This is a genomic window from Sphingomonas sp. Root241, assembly GCF_001428865.1.
Lineage (GTDB): Bacteria > Pseudomonadota > Alphaproteobacteria > Sphingomonadales > Sphingomonadaceae > Sphingomonas.
Genome location: NZ_LMIV01000001.1, coordinates 304,804 through 321,052 on the forward strand (window position 1 = coordinate 304,804; position 16,249 = coordinate 321,052).

Annotated in this window: 15 protein-coding genes; 12 read left to right on the forward strand and 3 right to left on the reverse strand. The window is 66.6% G+C overall.

All coding sequences use genetic code 11. The features are described from left to right. Window positions 1-11 precede the first annotated feature (11 nt). From ASE13_RS01565 to ASE13_RS01605, 9 genes are all read left to right on the forward strand, one after another. A complete protein-coding gene (locus ASE13_RS01565; RefSeq protein ID WP_056610488.1) occupies window positions 12-488 on the forward strand; it encodes an SUF system Fe-S cluster assembly regulator in 477 nt (158 codons plus the stop codon). A 1-nt stretch (window position 489) separates the two neighbouring features. After that, window positions 490-1,953 (forward strand): Fe-S cluster assembly protein SufB, encoded by a 1,464-nt coding sequence (gene sufB, locus ASE13_RS01570; protein WP_056610490.1) that lies wholly within the window; start codon window positions 490-492, stop codon window positions 1,951-1,953. A gap of 145 nt (window positions 1,954-2,098) precedes the next feature. Beyond that, complete coding sequence (locus ASE13_RS01575) at window positions 2,099-2,614, forward strand: hypothetical protein (RefSeq protein WP_056610492.1); 516 nt, start codon at window positions 2,099-2,101, stop codon at window positions 2,612-2,614. A 79-nt stretch (window positions 2,615-2,693) separates the two neighbouring features. After that, entirely contained in the window at window positions 2,694-3,119 is a 426-nt protein-coding gene (locus ASE13_RS01580; RefSeq protein ID WP_235536805.1) for a hypothetical protein, read from the forward strand. A 1-nt stretch (window position 3,120) separates the two neighbouring features. Beyond that, window positions 3,121-3,864: a Fe-S cluster assembly ATPase SufC gene (gene sufC, locus ASE13_RS01585; protein ID WP_056610494.1), complete on the forward strand. Its 744-nt coding sequence runs from the start codon at window positions 3,121-3,123 to the stop codon at window positions 3,862-3,864. A gap of 40 nt (window positions 3,865-3,904) precedes the next feature. Continuing rightward, window positions 3,905-4,987: a SufD family Fe-S cluster assembly protein gene (locus ASE13_RS01590; RefSeq protein ID WP_200955543.1), complete on the forward strand. Its 1,083-nt coding sequence runs from the start codon at window positions 3,905-3,907 to the stop codon at window positions 4,985-4,987. Further along, window positions 4,984-6,195 (forward strand): cysteine desulfurase, encoded by a 1,212-nt coding sequence (locus ASE13_RS01595; protein WP_056610496.1) that lies wholly within the window; start codon window positions 4,984-4,986, stop codon window positions 6,193-6,195. Before ASE13_RS01590 ends, ASE13_RS01595 begins: the two co-directional genes overlap by 4 nt. Then, window positions 6,192-6,656 (forward strand): SUF system Fe-S cluster assembly protein, encoded by a 465-nt coding sequence (locus ASE13_RS01600; RefSeq protein WP_056610499.1) that lies wholly within the window; start codon window positions 6,192-6,194, stop codon window positions 6,654-6,656. The genes ASE13_RS01595 and ASE13_RS01600 overlap by 4 nt, the downstream gene beginning before the upstream one ends. After that, entirely contained in the window at window positions 6,656-7,006 is a 351-nt protein-coding gene (locus ASE13_RS01605; protein ID WP_056610502.1) for a HesB/IscA family protein, read from the forward strand. The genes ASE13_RS01600 and ASE13_RS01605 overlap by 1 nt, the downstream gene beginning before the upstream one ends. On the opposite strand, the gene ASE13_RS01610 is transcribed toward ASE13_RS01605, so the two are convergent. Next, on the reverse strand, window positions 7,003-8,067 hold the full coding sequence (locus tag ASE13_RS01610; RefSeq protein WP_056610505.1) for a glycosyltransferase: 1,065 nt from the start codon (window positions 8,065-8,067) through the stop codon (window positions 7,003-7,005). The two genes, ASE13_RS01605 and ASE13_RS01610, sit on opposite strands and share 4 nt — an antisense overlap. A 107-nt stretch (window positions 8,068-8,174) precedes the next feature. Here ASE13_RS01610 and mgrA point away from each other — a divergent pair, with 107 nt between their 5' ends. Together mgrA and ASE13_RS01620 are read left to right on the forward strand one after the other, a co-directional pair. Further along, complete coding sequence (gene mgrA / locus ASE13_RS01615) at window positions 8,175-9,236, forward strand: L-glyceraldehyde 3-phosphate reductase (RefSeq protein WP_056610508.1); 1,062 nt, start codon at window positions 8,175-8,177, stop codon at window positions 9,234-9,236. Next, the gene (locus ASE13_RS01620) at window positions 9,233-9,700 is read left to right on the forward strand and encodes a GreA/GreB family elongation factor (RefSeq protein ID WP_056610511.1); all 468 of its coding nucleotides are present in this window, start codon (window positions 9,233-9,235) and stop codon (window positions 9,698-9,700) included. The genes mgrA and ASE13_RS01620 overlap by 4 nt, the downstream gene beginning before the upstream one ends. A 291-nt stretch (window positions 9,701-9,991) precedes the next feature. On the opposite strand, the gene ASE13_RS01625 is transcribed toward ASE13_RS01620, so the two are convergent. Both ASE13_RS01625 and ligA read right to left on the reverse strand, forming a co-directional pair. After that, the gene (locus ASE13_RS01625; RefSeq protein ID WP_056610514.1) at window positions 9,992-12,697 is read right to left on the reverse strand and encodes a TonB-dependent receptor; all 2,706 of its coding nucleotides are present in this window, start codon (window positions 12,695-12,697) and stop codon (window positions 9,992-9,994) included. Window positions 12,698-12,864: 167 nt separating this feature from the next. Further along, complete coding sequence (gene ligA, locus ASE13_RS01630; RefSeq protein WP_056610517.1) at window positions 12,865-14,997, reverse strand: NAD-dependent DNA ligase LigA; 2,133 nt, start codon at window positions 14,995-14,997, stop codon at window positions 12,865-12,867. Between the two features lie 72 nt (window positions 14,998-15,069). On the opposite strand from ligA, the gene ASE13_RS01635 reads away from it, so the two are divergent. Continuing rightward, window positions 15,070-16,230, forward strand: coding sequence for an MBL fold metallo-hydrolase (locus ASE13_RS01635; protein ID WP_056610520.1), 1,161 nt, complete (start codon window positions 15,070-15,072; stop codon window positions 16,228-16,230). Window positions 16,231-16,249 lie beyond the last annotated feature (19 nt).

Genomic DNA, 16,249 nt, shown 5'->3' on the forward strand with positions numbered 1-16,249 from the left:
AGCAGGAGCAGATGCGTCTTTCGAGCCTTGCCGATTATGCCGTGGTGATGATGGCCGCAGCCGCGCGCCATTGCGGTGCGTCGTGCCGATTGAACGCGACGTTGCTCGCCGAGGAGACGGGACTGCCGCTCCCCACCGTGCAGAAACTGGTGAGCAAGCTCTCCGCCGCTGGGCTGATCGAGAGCGCGCGCGGTACCGGCGGCGGCTTCCGTCTCGCGCGGCCCCCCGCGGCGATCACCGTCGCCGACATCGTCGAGGCGATCGAGGGCCCGATCGCGCTCACGACGTGCGTCGACAGCGGCAAGCATGATTGCGTGGTCGAGGGCACGTGCCGCGTCAAACCGCATTGGAATGCCGTCAACGGCGCCGTAAAGGGCGCGCTCGCGGGTATCTCCCTATCCCAGCTCTCCGCTGCTCCGGCTCCGGCCGGGGCACAGCATCCCGAGTCCGCTGACCGGGTCCCGGCGCTTGCCGGGGAACAGGTGTAACATGGCCACGAAGAATGCCGAGGCGCTCGCCGCCGCGAACAAGAAGTACGAATGGGGGTTCTCCTCCGATATCGAGCAGGAGTTCGCGCCCAAGGGGCTGAGCGAGGACACCGTCCGCTATATCAGTGCCAAGAAGAACGAGCCCGAATGGATGCTCGACTGGCGCCTGAAGGCGTTCCGCATGTGGCAGGAGATGGAGCTTCCCTTATGGGCGAAGCTGCAGATCCCGCACATCGATTATCAGGACGCGTACTACTACGCCGAGCCGAAGCAGAAGAAGACCATCGGCAGCCTCGACGAGCTCGATCCCGAGATCCTGCGCGTCTACGAGAAGCTCGGCATTCCGATCGAGGAGCAGAAGGTGCTCGCCGGCGTCGAGGGCGCGCGGAAGGTCGCAGTCGACGCGGTGTTCGACAGCGTCTCGGTCGCGACCACTTTCCGCGAGGAGCTGAAGGCCGCCGGCGTCATCTTCCTGTCGATCAGCGAGGCGATCCGCGAATATCCCGAGCTGGTGAAGAAGTGGCTCGGCAAGGTCGTGCCGGTGCGCGACAATTTCTTCTCCGCGCTGAACTCGGCGGTCTTCTCGGACGGCACCTTCGTCTACATCCCGGAGGGCGTGCGCTGCCCGATGGAGCTGAGCACCTATTTCCGCATCAATGCCGAGAATACCGGCCAGTTCGAACGCACGCTGATCGTCGCCGACAAGGGGAGCTATGTCTCCTATCTCGAAGGCTGCACCGCGCCGATGCGCGACGAGAACCAGCTGCACGCCGCCGTGGTGGAGCTGGTCGCATTGGACGATGCCGAGATCAAATATTCGACCGTCCAGAACTGGTATCCCGGCGACGAGAACGGCGTCGGGGGCATCTTCAACTTCGTCACCAAGCGCGCCTTGTGCGCGGGCACGAACTCGAAGGTCAGCTGGACCCAGGTCGAGACCGGCAGCGCGATCACCTGGAAATACCCGTCGTGCATCCTGCAGGGCGACGGCTCGGTCGGCGAATTCTATTCGGTCGCAGTGACCAACGGCCGCCAGCAGGCCGATACCGGCACCAAGATGCTCCATATCGGCAAGAACACGCGATCGACGATCGTGTCGAAGGGCATCAGCGCCGGCCGCAGCGACAACACCTATCGCGGCAAGGTGCTGGTCAATGCCGGCGCCGAGAATGTCCGCAACTTCACGCAGTGCGACAGCCTGTTGCTCGGCGACCAGTGCGGCGCGCACACCGTGCCGTACATCGAGGTGAAGAACCCGACCGCGCAGATCGAGCACGAGGCGACCACCTCGAAGATCAGCGAGGACCAGATGTTCTACGCGATGCAGCGCGGACTCGACCAGGAGGCTGCAGTCGCGCTGATCGTCAACGGCTTCGCCCGCGAAGTGCTCAAGCAGCTGCCGATGGAATTCGCCGTCGAGGCGCAGAAGCTGCTGGGGATCTCCCTGGAGGGGTCCGTCGGGTGACCTGTCTTTCCCCAACGCGTCATGCCGGACTTGTTCCGGCATCCACCATGCGGCCGGGCGATGCGCAAGAGGCGCCAGCTTCTCGCGCAGCCGCCCGGTGGGCCCCGGAACAAGTCCGGGGTGACGATAGGGTGATCGAGGCCCGATGATCCCCTTCGCCCTCCTCCTTCTCGCGCAGGACGTGCCTGCCGCGCCTCCCGCTGCCGAGGGGCAGGACGAAGAGATCGTCGTGCGCGCGCAGTTCGGGCTCACGACGATGCTGTTCGACAAGGGCGCCGACGGCAAGCTGCGCAATTGCCGGATCATGGTCTCCAGCGGCAGCCAGCGGCGCGACACCAATGCGTGCCAAGCGACGCCGGTCTGCTATGCCAAGACCGCCGACGAGGTCACCGATTGCCGCGAGATGACGTTCCTCGAACTGGCATCGGCCGCGACGCCAGGCGAGACGCGGCCAGCGGGTGCCGGGGTGTCGCAGGCCTTCACGCTGCCGAAGCTCACCGATCCGAAGCCGACGCTCGCGCCGGGCCAGGCCGGCCCGCTCGGTCTCTCCGAGCCGAGCCGCGAGACCGAGCGGCAGCGCGTCAAGCTGCCGCCCTTGCCCAAGCCGCCCTCGGATGGCCCGGTAATCCGCGTCGGGCCGGCGAAGGAGCTCGGCGAATGATCCGTAGTCAGCGGCGCGCAAGCAGGGTTCGGGCAAGCATGGGGATGGGGCCGGTGTTCGGGCTCCCGGGAGTATCGCAATGATGTTCGGAATGTTGTTCGCGCTTGCCGCTGCCCAGAATGCGGGCGGCGTCGTCGTCGAGGATACGCCGCAGATCGGCATCGCCACGCGCCATGCCCGCTGCATTGTCCGTCAGGTCGGCGTCGCGCCCGCCGCCGCATCGGCACGCGCGGCCAAGGTGGCGGAAGCGACCAGGGGTTGCCGCGAATTCACCGAGGGCGATTTCACGCAGGGCCGCGTGATGCTGGGCGACCGCCCGGTCAATGCGCGCTGGTGGAGCCGGATGCGCGTGACGCTCGATGCGATCGAGGCGGATATCGCGGCCGCGATCGTCCAGCCCAAGCAATACAAGATCATCTGGGAACTCCCCGACGGCGGTCGGGTCGATGCCTATAACGCGCCCGAGCCGCTGAAGTCGGTGCGCCTGCTGACGGTGCCTCTGTAACATGCTCAAGATCGACAATCTCCGCGCCGAAATCGACGGCAAGGAAATCCTCAAGGGGCTCAGCCTCGAAGTGAATGCGGGCGAGGTCCACGCGATCATGGGCCCCAACGGTGCCGGTAAGTCGACGCTCGGCTATGTGCTGGGCGGGCGCCCGGGCTACGAACCGACCGGCGGCAGCGTGACCTTCGGCGGCGAGGACCTGCTCGAAATGGCCGCCCACGAACGCGCCGCGGCCGGTCTGTTCCTCGGCTTCCAATATCCGGTCGAAATCCCGGGCATCTCCAACGTCCAGTTCCTCCGCGAGGCGCTCAATTCGCAGCGCCGCGCGCGCGGCGAGGCCCCGCTTTCGGGCGGCGAGTTCTTGAAGCTCGCCCGCGCGCAGGCCGATGCGCTCGGCATGGATCAGGAAATGCTCAAGCGCCCGGTCAATGTCGGTTTTTCGGGCGGCGAAAAGAAGCGCAACGAGATGGTCCAGATGGGCATCATCGGGCCGAAGCTGGCGATCCTCGACGAGACCGATAGCGGACTCGACATCGATGCGCTCAAGGCGGTTGGCGAGGGGATCAACCGGATCATGCGCGCGCCCGACAAGGCGGTGCTGCTGATCACCCATTATCAGCGCCTGCTCGATTATGTGCAGCCGGATTTCGTCCATGTCCTCGAAGCGGGCCGCATCACCCGCACCGGCGGTCCTGAGTTGGCCCACGAGCTCGAAGCGCGGGGCTATGGAGCGGTGGCGGCATGAGGAGTCTCATCCAGATCCTCCCCGTTCCGGGGAGGATCGCGTGACCACGCTCGAACTTCCTTCTCCGCGCCTGGAAGAGTGGCGCTGGGCGGACATGCAGGCGCTGCGCGCCGCGGCGGATGCCGAGCCGCGCAATGCCGGCGTCAAGCCCGCCGACCTGTTCCTCGACGCGGAAGGCCCGCGCCTACTGTTCGTCGACGGCGTCTTCGAGCCCGCGCATAGCCGCCCCGGCCCGGTCAAGGTCGCGCGCTTCGCGCCCGAGACCGCGCATCCGCTCGGCGGCATGGCCGAGGGCGAGGGCTGGGTGCTGTCGCTCGATCCGCAAGCGGTGGTGACCGGCATTCAGATCGTCCATCTCGGCTCGGGCGGCGAGAATCACGTTCCCGCGCGCATCACGCTCGCCGACGATGCGGTCGCCTCGATCGTCGAGACCTATGCCGGCAGCGGCTGGGCCAATCGGCTGACCCAGATCGCGCTCGGCAAGGGCGCCCGGCTGATGCGCTCGGTGCGGCTGCTCCAGGCCGATGGCTTCGTATCGTTGCGCGACGAGGCCGAGATCGGCGAGGCGGCGAGCTTAGTCTCGATCTTCCTCGGTGCCGGCGGGATGGGCAGCCGGATCGACGGCGCGCTGACGCTCACCGGCAAGGGCGCTTTTGCGGAGATGGGCGGCGCGCTGCTGACCTCGGGCACGCAGAAGCAGGAAGCCGCAGTCGCGGTGCGTCACGAGGCGGTCGAAGGCACCTCGCGGCAAGTGTGGCGCGCGGTGGCGGCCAACCGCTCGACCGTGAGCCTCGCGGCCCGCGTCGAAGTCGCCCGCGGCGCGCAGCAGACCGACGGCGAGCAGTCGCTGCGCGGGCTGCTGCTCGAACGCGCCGCGACCGTGAACCTCAAGCCCGAGCTCGAGATCTTCGCCGACGACGTGAAGTGCGCGCACGGCGCGACGGTGGGCGAGCTCGACCAGCGCGCGCTCTTCTACCTCCAGAGCCGCGGCATCCCCGCGCCGCGTGCCAAGGCATTGCTCACCCGCGCCTTCGTCGCCGACGCGATGTCTCGGATCGGCGAGGAAAAGGTGCGCGAGGCTTTCGTGGCAGACGCCGACAAGTGGCTGGAGAGTGCGCTGTGAGCGTGACCACTGACACCCGCCCGCTCGACCTGCTCGCCGATTTCCCGGCGATCCCGGCGGGCTGGGCGTATCTCGATACCGCGGCCACCTCGCAGAAGCCGAAGCCCGTGCTCGACGCGATCGCCCGCGGCTATGGCGAGACCTACGCCACCGTGCATCGCGGCGTGTACCAGCGCTCGGCCGACATGACGCTGGCGTTCGAGGCCGCGCGCGAACGGGTCGCACGTTTCATCGGTGGCAAGCCGCAGGAGACGATCTTCGTCCGCGGCGCGACCGAGGGGATCAACCTCGTCGCCCAGTGCTGGGCCGGCACGCAGCTGAAAGCCGGCGACCGCATCCTGCTCTCGACGCTCGAGCATCATTCGAACATCGTGCCCTGGCAGATGGTCGCCGAGAAGATCGGCGCCGCGATCGACGTGATCCCGCTCACCGCCGACCAGCGCATCGACCCCGACGCGATGGCGGCGATGATCACGCCGGCGCACAAATTGGTCGCGCTCGCGCATGTCTCCAATGTGCTCGGATCGGTGCTCGACGCGAAGCGGGCGACAGAGATCGCGCATTCGGTGGGTGCGAAGATCCTGCTCGACGGCTGTCAGGCCGTGCCGCGCATGGCGGTCGACGTCGCTGCGATCGGCTGCGACTTCTATGTCTTCTCCGGCCACAAGCTCTACGGCCCCACCGGGATCGGCGTGCTGTGGGGCCGTTATGAACTGCTCGACGCGATGCCCCCCTATCAGGGCGGCGGATCGATGATCGACCGCGTCACCTTCGCGCGCACCACCTATGCCCCGCCGCCGGGCCGCTTCGAGGCGGGGACGCCGCACATCGTCGGCGTGGTCGGGCTGCACGCCGCGGTCGATTATGTCGACGCGATCGGGCTGGATCGCATCCACGCCCACGAGACCACCCTGGTCCGTCAGGCCCGTGACGCGCTGTCGCAGATCAACAGCGTCCGCCTGTTCGGCCCCGACGACAGCGCCGGCATCGTCAGTTTCGCAGTCGAGGGGGTGCATCCGCACGATGTCGCCACCATCTTGGACGAAGGCAATGTCGCGATCCGCGCCGGCCACCATTGCGCCCAGCCACTGATGGACGCGCTGGGAGTGCCGGCGACGGCGCGGGCGAGCTTCGGGGTTTACAATAATGCGGCCGATATCGCCGCGCTGGTGAAGGGTATCGAACGCGTGACGAGGATTTTCGGGTGAACGAGGAACGCAAGATCGCAGTCGAGGAGGTCGACGCCGTCGATGCGCCGCCCAAGGCGCGCGTCGAAGAGGTGCACGAGACTTTCGAGCGCAAGCGCGATTACCTGACCGGCTTCCTGCAGCAGAAGCCCGAGGCCCATCCCGCGGGCGAGCCCGGCGGTGAGCTCTACGAGTCGGTGATCCAGGCGCTCAAGGAGATCTACGATCCCGAGATCCCGGTGAACATCTACGATCTCGGGCTGATCTACGGCGTCGACATCACCAGCGACGGCCACGCCTCGGTGCAGATGACGCTCACCACGCCGCACTGCCCGGTGGCCGAATCCATGCCCGGCGAAGTCGAACTGCGTGTCGGCTCGGTGCCGGGGATCGGCCATGCCGAGGTCAATCTCGTCTGGGATCCGCCCTGGGACCCGCAGAAGATGACCGACGACGCCAAGCTCGAACTGGGGATGCTGTGATGACCACGCTCCGCCAACGCCCCGCCGCGCTCAACCTCACCGAACGTGCCGAGGCGCGCATCGCCGAGCTGATGGCCAAGGCGCCCGAAGGCACGATCGGCGTCAAGCTCTCGACGCCGCGTCGCGGCTGTTCGGGGCTGGCGTATTCGGTCGACTATGTCAGCGAGGCGGCGCCCTTCGACGAGAAGATCGAGACGCCGGGCGGCACCTTCTATGTCGACGGCGCCTCGGTGCTCTATCTCGTCGGCTCGACGATGGACTGGGTCGAGGACGATTTCGCCGCGGGCTTCACCTTCGAAAATCCCAACGCCAAGGGCGCCTGCGGCTGCGGCGAGAGCTTCACGGTCTAGGCCGCCAGCCGCCCGCGCATTTCCGCCGCCATCGCCGCATAGGATGCGGCGTCGTCGTCGATGCCCAGGGTCTCGTAGAACATCGCGAGGTTGTGCGCCGCGAGATGGCTGCCGCAGCCCTCGGTCGATCCGTCGAGGTCGGGCCGCTCGCCGATCTCGAGGCAGCGCTTCCAGCTCCCCTCGACCACGGGGAGCAGCTCCTCCATCGCGATCTCGGGCCGGTGGCTCGCATATTCGAGATAGAGGTCGGCGACCGCGAAATAGAAATCGGGCGAGCGCTGCCAGTGCACATGCTCGGCGTCGATGAACGCGCGCCCCTCCTCGAACCGGACGGCGCGCTTGAACGCCTGCACCGCCGCAACGACGATCCCGTGGCGATAGGCGGTGTCCGGCGCGCTCGTGCGGTGCGCGGTCAGCAGTGCATCGGCCGCTTCGCCCGGCTGCCCGCGCACCAGATGCTCGCGACCGAGCTGGTACCAGAGGTACGAATCGCCCGGATTGGCATCGAGTTCGGCGCGCAGCAGCGCTTCGTTGCGCCCGGCCTTGCGCGCGAGCTGGGCTTCCTCGAACCCGTCGTGGCGCAGCGTCAGCGGCAGCAGCACCATCGGCAGCGGCGACACCGGCTGCTCGTGGATCCGCCCTTCGTAGCGCACCCCGCGCGGCAGGATCCGGGGAATGAATTTGCGCGTCACCGGCTGGTCGGCGCTCGCCTGGTTGACGATCCGGACGCAGCCGACGAACCGGGCCGGCGCGGGGGCGGGCGGTAGCGTCTGCGGCCCGAGCGCACCGGCGTCGCCCTCGAGCCAGTCATCGGCGTCGAGGATCAGGTTCCAGTCGGCATCCGAATAAGCCAGCGCGGCATTGCGCGCCGCCGAGAAATCGTCGCACCAGCCGAAGCGATGCACCATCGCGCCGCATGCCTCGGCGATCGCCACTGTGTCGTCGGTCGATCCGGTATCGACGACGATCATCGCGTCGACATGCGGCCGCGCGCTCGTCAGGCAGCGCGCGATGCAGCGCGCCTCGTTCCGGGCGATCACGACGAGCGCCAATCGGGGCATTTCCAATCCTTCAATGACACGGGCGGACCGGTATCATTATAGAACGCGCGACAGCCGAACCGCGTCGCCGCGGCATCGGCCTTTTCACGCGTCGGAGACCTGAGACCATGCCCTATCCCCAGCCCTGGACCCCGGACCCGGCGCGCTACGACGGCCGCATGCCCTATCGCCGCTGCGGGCGCTCGGGACTCGACCTGCCGGCGATCAGCCTCGGCCTGTGGCAGAATTTCGGCGGCGCCGACATATTCGAGACCGGCCGCGCGATGCTCCGCCGAGCATTCGATCGGGGCGTCACCCATTTCGACCTCGCGAACAATTACGGCCCGCCTTACGGCTCGGCCGAGGAGAATTTCGGGCGCGTCATGGTGGCCGACTTCGCCGCGCACCGCGACGAGCTGATCGTCTCAACCAAGGCGGGCTGGGACATGTGGCCGGGGCCCTATGGCGACGTCGGCGGCAGCCGGAAATACCTGATCGCCTCGTGCGACCAGAGCCTCAAGCGGATGGGGCTCGACTATGTCGACATCTTCTATTCGCATCGCGTCGATCCCAAGACGCCGCTCGAGGAGACGATGGGCGCGCTCGCGCACATCCATCGCCAGGGCAAGGCGCTCTATGTCGGCATCTCGTCCTATTCGCCCGAGCTGACGCGCCAGGCCGCGGCGATCCTCGCCGAATACAAGGTGCCGTTGCTCATTCACCAGCCGAGCTATTCGATGCTCAATCGCTGGATCGAAGAGGACCTGCTCGACACGCTGGACGATCTCGGCACTGGTTGCATCGCTTTCTCGCCGCTGGCGCAAGGGATGCTCTCGTCCAAATATCTGAACGGCGTTCCCGCCGATGCACGCGCCGCAAAGGGCGGTTCGCTCGGGCAGGGGCTGTTGTCGGACGCGAACCTCGCCCGCATCCGTGCGCTCAACGCCATCGCCGAACGCCGCGGCCAGACGCTTGCGCAGATGGCGATCGCCTGGGTGCTGCGCGATCCGCGGGTGACCTCGGCGCTGATCGGCGCGCGCAATGTCCAGCAGCTCGACGATTCGCTCGATGCCGTGAAGAATCTCGGATTCAGTGCCGATGAGCTCGCCGAAATCGACGTGCATGCAACCGAAGGCGCCGTGGATCTTTGGAAGACATCATCCACGCTAGAGGAATTGCCGCAGCGATGAGCGTCGCCTTCCGTCGCGAGAGCGACGAGGAACATAAGGAACCGAAGTTCGAGATTCCGCTCCCTGCGGGCCCGAACCTCCTCACTGCGCGTGGGCTCGCATTGATCGAGGCGAAGGTGGCCGCACTCGAAGCGGCGATCGCCATGGAAGCCGTCGAGGAACCGCGCGAAATCCTCAAGCGCGAGTTGCGCTACTGGAACACGCGGCGCACCACCGCCGAGATCGCGCCGCCGCCCGAAGACGGCGTGGTCGGCATCGGATCGCGGGTGCGCATCCGGTTGGCAGGCAAGGAGCGGGTGATCGATCTGGTCGGCCACGATGAGGCCGATCCGCGCGCCGATCGCCTCGCTTTCTCGGCGCCGCTCGCGCACGCGCTGCTCGGCGCGGAAGAAGGCGAGCGCGTCGATTTCAACGGCCGGCCCGAGGCGATCGAGATTTTGGAGGTCTCCACGATCCCGGGCTAGGTCGAAAACCATTTAGGTCGTCGGTTTGGTTAACCAGACCGCCTCTTCATCGTCATCCCCGCGAAAGCGGGGACCAATCTCCAGCCGTATGCGCGAGCGGGCCGGTGCATTCTGCCGCTCGCTCAGGAGATGGGTCCCCGCTTTCGCGGGGATGACGGATTGGGATGTGAGCCTGCACTCCACGTTGCGAGTGCGCTGCCCGCGCTGCACCCCGACAATTGCACAAAGAAAAACCGCCGCTCCATCGCTGGAGCGGCGGCCTTTTCGTTCCCGGATCGGGAGCCGGGCTTTTTAGAAGCCCACCACCAGCGAACCCATGAAGGTGCGCGGATAGCCGATCTGCGAGTTCGGCGCGTTGCCGTACCCGGTGATCGCGCCGGTGCCGCTGAAGGTCGGGCCCTGGTTCAGTGCGCCATTGCCGCTGTTGAGTGAGCTCACCCACAATTCGTCGAACGCGTTGAGCACGTTCAGCTGGAAATAGGTCTTGTCGTTGAGACCGGCCCAGCCGAGCGGGATGCGCGCATTGAAGTCGACGAGCGTGTAGGCCGGGACCTTGGCGCCGAAGACCTGAATCACGTTGCCGCTGACGATCTGCCGCACCGGCTCGTTGGTGTCGTAGATGTAGCGCGGGCCGGTACGCTTCACGTTGAAGCCGAAGTCGGCGAAGCCCAGATCCGCCTGCGCGCCACCGCCGAAGGTGTAGACCGGTGCGTTCGATTCACGCTTGCCCTTGGTGGGAGCGTAGATCGCCGCGCCCGCCGCCGTGCGGCCGGCGACCACATCGTCCTGGATCTCCGAGTCGAGGTACGAACCGAAGGCATAGACGCTCAGCTCATTGATCGGGCGATAGGCGATCGTGCCGTCGAAGCCGAAGCGCTTCACCTTGCCGAGGTTGCGGTACACCGTCTTGTCCAGCTCGGCATCGTAGGACGAAGCGAGCCGGTTCTTGTAGTTGGTGTACCATGCCGCGACCTGCGCCTGGACCTTCGAGGAGCGGTAACGAAGACCGGTCTCGAGATTGTCGGTGGTCTCGGGCTTCGGGTTCGCCTGATCGGCGGTCACCGGATAATAGAACGAGTTGTACAGATTGTCCGTACCCGGCACCTGGATGCTCTGCGAGAAGTTGCCGTAGAGCGAGAGCTTGTCGGTGATGTCGGCGACATAACCGATGTTCGGCAGCGCGCGCTTGTAATCGACGATGCGCTGCTGCGGTCCCTGGGTCGGGAAGGTGCAGTTGGTCGACGGCGTCGGATTGGCGGGGCAGGTCGCGCCCTCGACGCCCGCGGCGTAGGGCACGGTCTGCGTCGGGTTCGCCGCAAGCCACGCAGCCTGCGCCGCGCTGTCCGAGCCGAAGCATTCGATGAAGCCCGCCGCGCTCGACGTGGCGCAATAGTTGTTCAGGTTCCGGCGCAGGAACTTGACGCTGATGCCCGCATCGACGCGGAAGGTGCCATCGAAGAACTCGCCATTATACTGCGCAGCGAACTGATGCAGGATGGCAAAGGACAGGCGATCGCGCTTCTGCAGGGCGCGGCCGTTCACGTCGAGGACCGGATCGTTGACCGGGAAGACGTCGAAGGGCTGGCCGTTATACTGCAGGAAGCCGGTCTCGCCGGTCTGGCGATGGCGCGCGCGATCATAGGTATAGGCGACGCGCACGGTCTGGCCCGGCGAGACCGTGTAACGCAGCGACGAAATCACGCCGATGCGATGGGTCTGCGTCTGGCTCGGCGTAAGCAGACGTACGGTGTCGAGCAGGTCGCCGTCGCCGTTGAGGTCGCGGCCGAAATAGGGCGTGCCGCCGATATAGCCGACCTGGCAGCTCACCGTCGCGCTGTTCGCGGCGGTGTTGCAGTTCGCGGCCCCGCCGGCCGGATTGACGTCACGACGGACTTCCTGGCCGACCGTGGTGCCGCCGCCATTGGCCTTGGTGTACTGATAATAGGGATCGGCCGCGAAGACGAGGCCTTCGGCCAGCGTGAAGCGCGAATTGATGCGGACGTTGCCGGTGTTCGACGGGTTGAAGCGTTCGTCGAAGACCGAGCCGCAGCTGTTCGCGGTGTCGGCGACGCCGGGACGGGCGGTATTGGTGATCTGGCAGAGCGGCACCGAATATTCGCGCTCGTCGTTCGTGATCGGGAAGCGATTGTTCGTGTTCGGACCAACGACGCGGCTGCCGGTCAACACACCGGTGTCCGTGCGCAGCGGCACCGAGCCCTGGAAGTTGTTGCGGTTCTCATTCCAGTGGCCGGCGATCGCGATGAAGTCGCCACCGTCGCCCAGCGGCTGGTAGATCTTGGCGTTATACTGCTGCTTCTCGACCTGCGCGCGGTCGTTGAACGGCGAATGGTTGCGCGCCGAGCTCGCCGAGAGCCAGGCGCGGGTGCCGAACGAAGTGAAGGTGCCGGTGTCGACCAGGCCGAAGATGCGGAAGAAGTCGAAGTCGCCGACCGAGCCGATCAGCCTGACGCCGAAATCCTCGCTAGGATTGCGCGTGCGATAGTTCACCGTCGAGCCGGTGGCGCCGGCGGTGGGGCTGTCCACGTCGGTGGTGCCCATGTTGACGTTGACCTGCTCGATCAGCTCGGGATCCAGCTGCTGGTTGCCATAGATGGCATAGTTGCCCGAATCGTTGAGCGGAATGCCGTCGAAGGTCTGGCTGATGCGGCTGCCTTCGAAGCCGCGGATATTGAGCGAGCCACCCGACGAACCGAAGGGATCGTTGTTGGTGTAGCTGACGCCCGGAAGCTGGTTGATCAGGTCGTTGACCGACTGGCCCGGCGCCTGGCGCTGGATGAATTCCTGGTTCAGCACGCCGCGGGTCTTCGTGGTATCGGGAACCACGATGCCGTTCACGCCGTTCTGCGTCCGGGTGCCGGTGACGACGATCTCTTCGCTGCCTTCTTCGAAGTCGATCGTGCCGGTCGACTGCGCGTAGGCGCTCGCCGGAATCAGGAGCGCGGCAAAAGCCACGCCAGCAAAAAGCTTGGTGCGCATTTCTGGAAAGTCCCTTTCGGTGTGCCCTGTGGTGCACTGATCACGCGGTGCGGTTCACCGTCGTCGCCGCCCATGGAATTCATTTATGTCCAACCGATGACAGTCAATCCGGGTGGGCATTACAAGCTGTTGGTAACAGTTGATTCCTTTGCTGCGTTGCAAAAAAGTCACTCGGCTTGGGCGACGATTTTGGCCCAATCCTCCTCTGAGATCACCCGGATTCCGAGCTCCGCGGCTTTTTTGAGCTTCGATCCCGCGCCCGGCCCCGCAATCACCAGATTCGTCTTCGTCGACACCGATCCGGCGACTCGCGCACCCAGCGATTCGGCCTGGGCCTTGGCTTCGTCGCGACTCAGCGACTCGAGGCTGCCGGTGAATACCAGGGTCATGCCCGAGACTTCGGAAGCGCGTGTCTCGACGATGAAATCGGGCGGCGAGACCTCCGCCAGCAGATCCTCCCACAAAGCCACATTGTGCGGCTCGTGGAAGAAATCGGCCAAAGCGTGCCCGACGGCGCCGCCGACATTCTCGACGCCGATATGCTCGGTGATCGCCTTGTCGAGGCGCGCGCGGTGCTTCTGCTCGCTCTCGCCGATCGCGGGAGGCATAGCATCCCGGAGCGCGATGATCTCTTCGGCGAGCGTCCGGATCGCGGGGAGCGTCGTGTAGCGCTTGAGCAGATCGCGCGCAGTGATCGCGCCGATGTGGCGGATGCCGAGCCCGAACAGCAGCCGCGCGGCATCGGGCGTGCGCTTGGCCTCGATCGCGGCGAGCAGCGCATCGACCGACTTTTCCTGCCAGCCTTCGCGCCCCAGCAAGTCCTCGCGGTGCGGTGCCAGCCGGAAGATGTCCGCTGGTTCGGTGATCCAGCCGAGGTCGAGCAATTCGACCAGGGTCTTCTCGCCCAGTCCCTCGATATCGAGCGCGCCGCGGCTGACGAAATGCTTGAGCCGCTCGAGCCGCTGCGCCGGGCAGATCAATCCGCCGGTGCAGCGGACATCGACTTCGCCTTCCTCCGCCACCGCTTCGGAGCCGCAGCGCGGGCAATGGTCGGGGAACGTAAAGACCGGGCGATCTTCGTCGCGCGTCAGATTCTCGACGATCTGCGGGATCACGTCGCCCGCGCGCTGGAGCATTACCCGGTCGCCGGGGCGCACGCCCAGCCGCGCGATCTCATCGACATTGTGCAGCGTCGCGTTGCGCACCACCACGCCGCCCACCGTCACCGGCTCGAGCTTGGCGACCGGAGTCAGCTTGCCGGTGCGGCCCACCTGGATCTCGATGTCGTTGAGCGTCGTCTGCGCGCGCTCGGCGGGGAATTTGTGCGCGAGGCCCCAGCGCGGCGCGCGCCCGACGAAACCGAGCCGGGTCTGCCAGTCGAGCCGGTCGATCTTGTAGACGACGCCGTCGATATCGAAGGGCAGATCGGCGCGCTGCGCCTCGATCCGCTTATATTGCGCCAGCGCCGCATCGAGATCGACCGGGCCCGCGAACAGGTCGGATACCGGGAAGCGCATCGCCTTGATCGCCGCGATCACCTCCGCTTGCGTTTCGCCGGGCAGCGACGTGACTTCGCCCCAGCCCCAGGCAAGGAAACGCAACGGCCGCGACGCCGTGACCGACGCATCCTTCTGGCGCAGCGATCCCGCGGCGGCGTTGCGCGGATTGGCGAACTGGCGCGCTTCCTTGGCCGTGGCTTCCGCCTCGGCGAGCAATCGGGCGTTGAGCTCGGCGAAGTCGCGCTTCGCCATATAGACCTCGCCGCGCACTTCGAAGATGTCGGGCGCGCCGGGTATCTCCTGGGGCACGTCGTCGATCGTCCGCACATTGGCGGTGACGTCCTCACCGATTCGGCCGTCGCCGCGGGTGAGCGCCTGGACCAGCCGGCCCTGTTCGTAGCGCAACGAGCACGAAAGCCCGTCGATCTTGGGCTCGGCGGTGAGCGCGACGGGCGTGTCCGGCGGCAGGTTCAGAAAGCGCCGCACCCGCCCCAGGAAATCGCTGACATCGGCGTCCGAAAACCCGTTGTCGAGGCTGAACATCGGCCGCGCATGCGCCACCTTGGCGAGGTGCCCCGCAGGCGCTGCCCCCACCTTTCGCGATGGCGAATCGCTGCGGACGAGATCGGGGAATTCCGCCTCGATCGCATTGTTCCGCCGCATCAGCGCGTCGAATTCGGCGTCGCTGATCTCGGGTGCATCGTCGGCGTGATAGAGCCGGTTGTGGTGCGCGATCACGTCGGCGAGCCGTTCGAGCTCGGCGGCGGCTTCTTCCTCGGTCCGGGGCAGATCGGATGTCATGGCTATCGGTTAGGGGAGGGCGGCATCGCCGATCAAGCTTGATCGCGCGCGCGGCCCCCGCAAGAAGGGCGCATGCGCCTGCTCAAGCTTGCCCTTGCCGGGCTGTTATGGACCGTCGTCGTCCTGTGTCTCGCACTCACCGTGCTCCCGCACTTCCTCGACCGCATCTACTATCGCGGCCCCGTGAGCGCGCATTTCGACGGCGCGCATTTCTTCAATCCCGACGGCGATGACGATCGCCTTTCCGCCGACCCCGGCCGCACCCGTCTGATCGCGCGGCGGATCTTCGGCGACTCGAGCCAGCCCGCCTGGCCGGACCATGTCGCGGTGCATCCTTCGAAACCCGCGGCGCGCGTCGAGGGCGCGGCGATGCGCGTCACCTGGATCGGCCACGCGACCGCCCTCGTCCAGGCCGATGGCATCAACATCCTCACCGACCCCGTCTGGAGCGAACGCGCAGGGCCCTTCGGCTTCGGCCCGCAGCGCGTGGCGGAACCCGGCGTCCGCTTCGAGGATCTGCCGAAGATCGATCTCGTTCTCGTCAGCCACAATCATTACGACCATATGGACCTCGCGACGCTCAGGCGGCTCTGGGATCGCGACAAGCCGGCCATCGTCACCAGCCTCGGCAATGACAGCGTCATCGGCCAGACGGGCATCGCCGCGACGGCGCTCGACTGGGGGCAGGGGCGCGCGATCCGACCCGATGTCCGGGTAACCGTTACGCGCAGCCACCATTGGGACAGCCGCTGGTTCAGCGATCGCAACCGCGCGCTCTGGTCGAGCTTCGTGGTCCAGCTCCCGCGCGGCAATTTCTTCTTCGCGGGCGATACCGGCCTCGGCGACGGCAAATGGCCCGCCGAGGCCGCCGCGCTCGGCCCGATCCGACTCGCGCTGATCCCGATCGGCGCCTTCCGCTTCGAGGAGGGACAGATGGCAAGCGGCAGCCATATCGGCCCGCTGGATGCGCTGCGTGTGTGGGACGGGCTCGGACGCCCGTTCGCGCTGCCGATCCATTGGGGCACGTTCCGGCTTTCGCGTGAGGGCTACGACACGCCGCCGCGCATGCTCGCCGCGATGCAGGCCTGTGCCGGCAGCGATCCCGCGCGCTTCGCGCCCGCTGCGATCGGCGTGCCGGTGGAGGTGCCCGCGCTCGGCGCGCCGCCGCCGCATTCCGACATGGCCCGCGTCGAAAAATGCGTGCGCGAAGGCCGGTTCGACGCTTTGCGCTGAACCGTCGCGTCGCCGCTTG

Excerpts from the sequence above, each read along its gene's own strand:
- sufB (WP_056610490.1), top strand. The coding sequence starts at position 490 with ATGGCCACGAAGAATGCCGAGGCGCTCGCCGCCGCGAACAAGAAGTAC.
- ASE13_RS01620 (WP_056610511.1), top strand. The coding sequence starts at position 9,233 with ATGAGCGTCGCCTTCCGTCGCGAGAGCGACGAGGAACATAAGGAACCG.
- ASE13_RS01580 (WP_235536805.1), top strand. The coding sequence starts at position 2,694 with ATGATGTTCGGAATGTTGTTCGCGCTTGCCGCTGCCCAGAATGCGGGC.
- ASE13_RS01635 (WP_056610520.1), top strand. The coding sequence starts at position 15,070 with ATGCGCCTGCTCAAGCTTGCCCTTGCCGGGCTGTTATGGACCGTCGTC.
- ASE13_RS01605 (WP_056610502.1), top strand. The coding sequence starts at position 6,656 with ATGACCACGCTCCGCCAACGCCCCGCCGCGCTCAACCTCACCGAACGT.
- mgrA (WP_056610508.1), top strand. The coding sequence starts at position 8,175 with ATGCCCTATCCCCAGCCCTGGACCCCGGACCCGGCGCGCTACGACGGC.
- sufC (WP_056610494.1), top strand. The coding sequence starts at position 3,121 with ATGCTCAAGATCGACAATCTCCGCGCCGAAATCGACGGCAAGGAAATC.
- ligA (WP_056610517.1), bottom strand. The coding sequence starts at position 14,997 with ATGACATCCGATCTGCCCCGGACCGAGGAAGAAGCCGCCGCCGAGCTC.
- ASE13_RS01610 (WP_056610505.1), bottom strand. The coding sequence starts at position 8,067 with ATGCCCCGATTGGCGCTCGTCGTGATCGCCCGGAACGAGGCGCGCTGC.
- ASE13_RS01565 (WP_056610488.1), top strand. The coding sequence starts at position 12 with ATGCGTCTTTCGAGCCTTGCCGATTATGCCGTGGTGATGATGGCCGCA.
- ASE13_RS01625 (WP_056610514.1), bottom strand. The coding sequence starts at position 12,697 with ATGCGCACCAAGCTTTTTGCTGGCGTGGCTTTTGCCGCGCTCCTGATT.
- ASE13_RS01575 (WP_056610492.1), top strand. The coding sequence starts at position 2,099 with ATGATCCCCTTCGCCCTCCTCCTTCTCGCGCAGGACGTGCCTGCCGCG.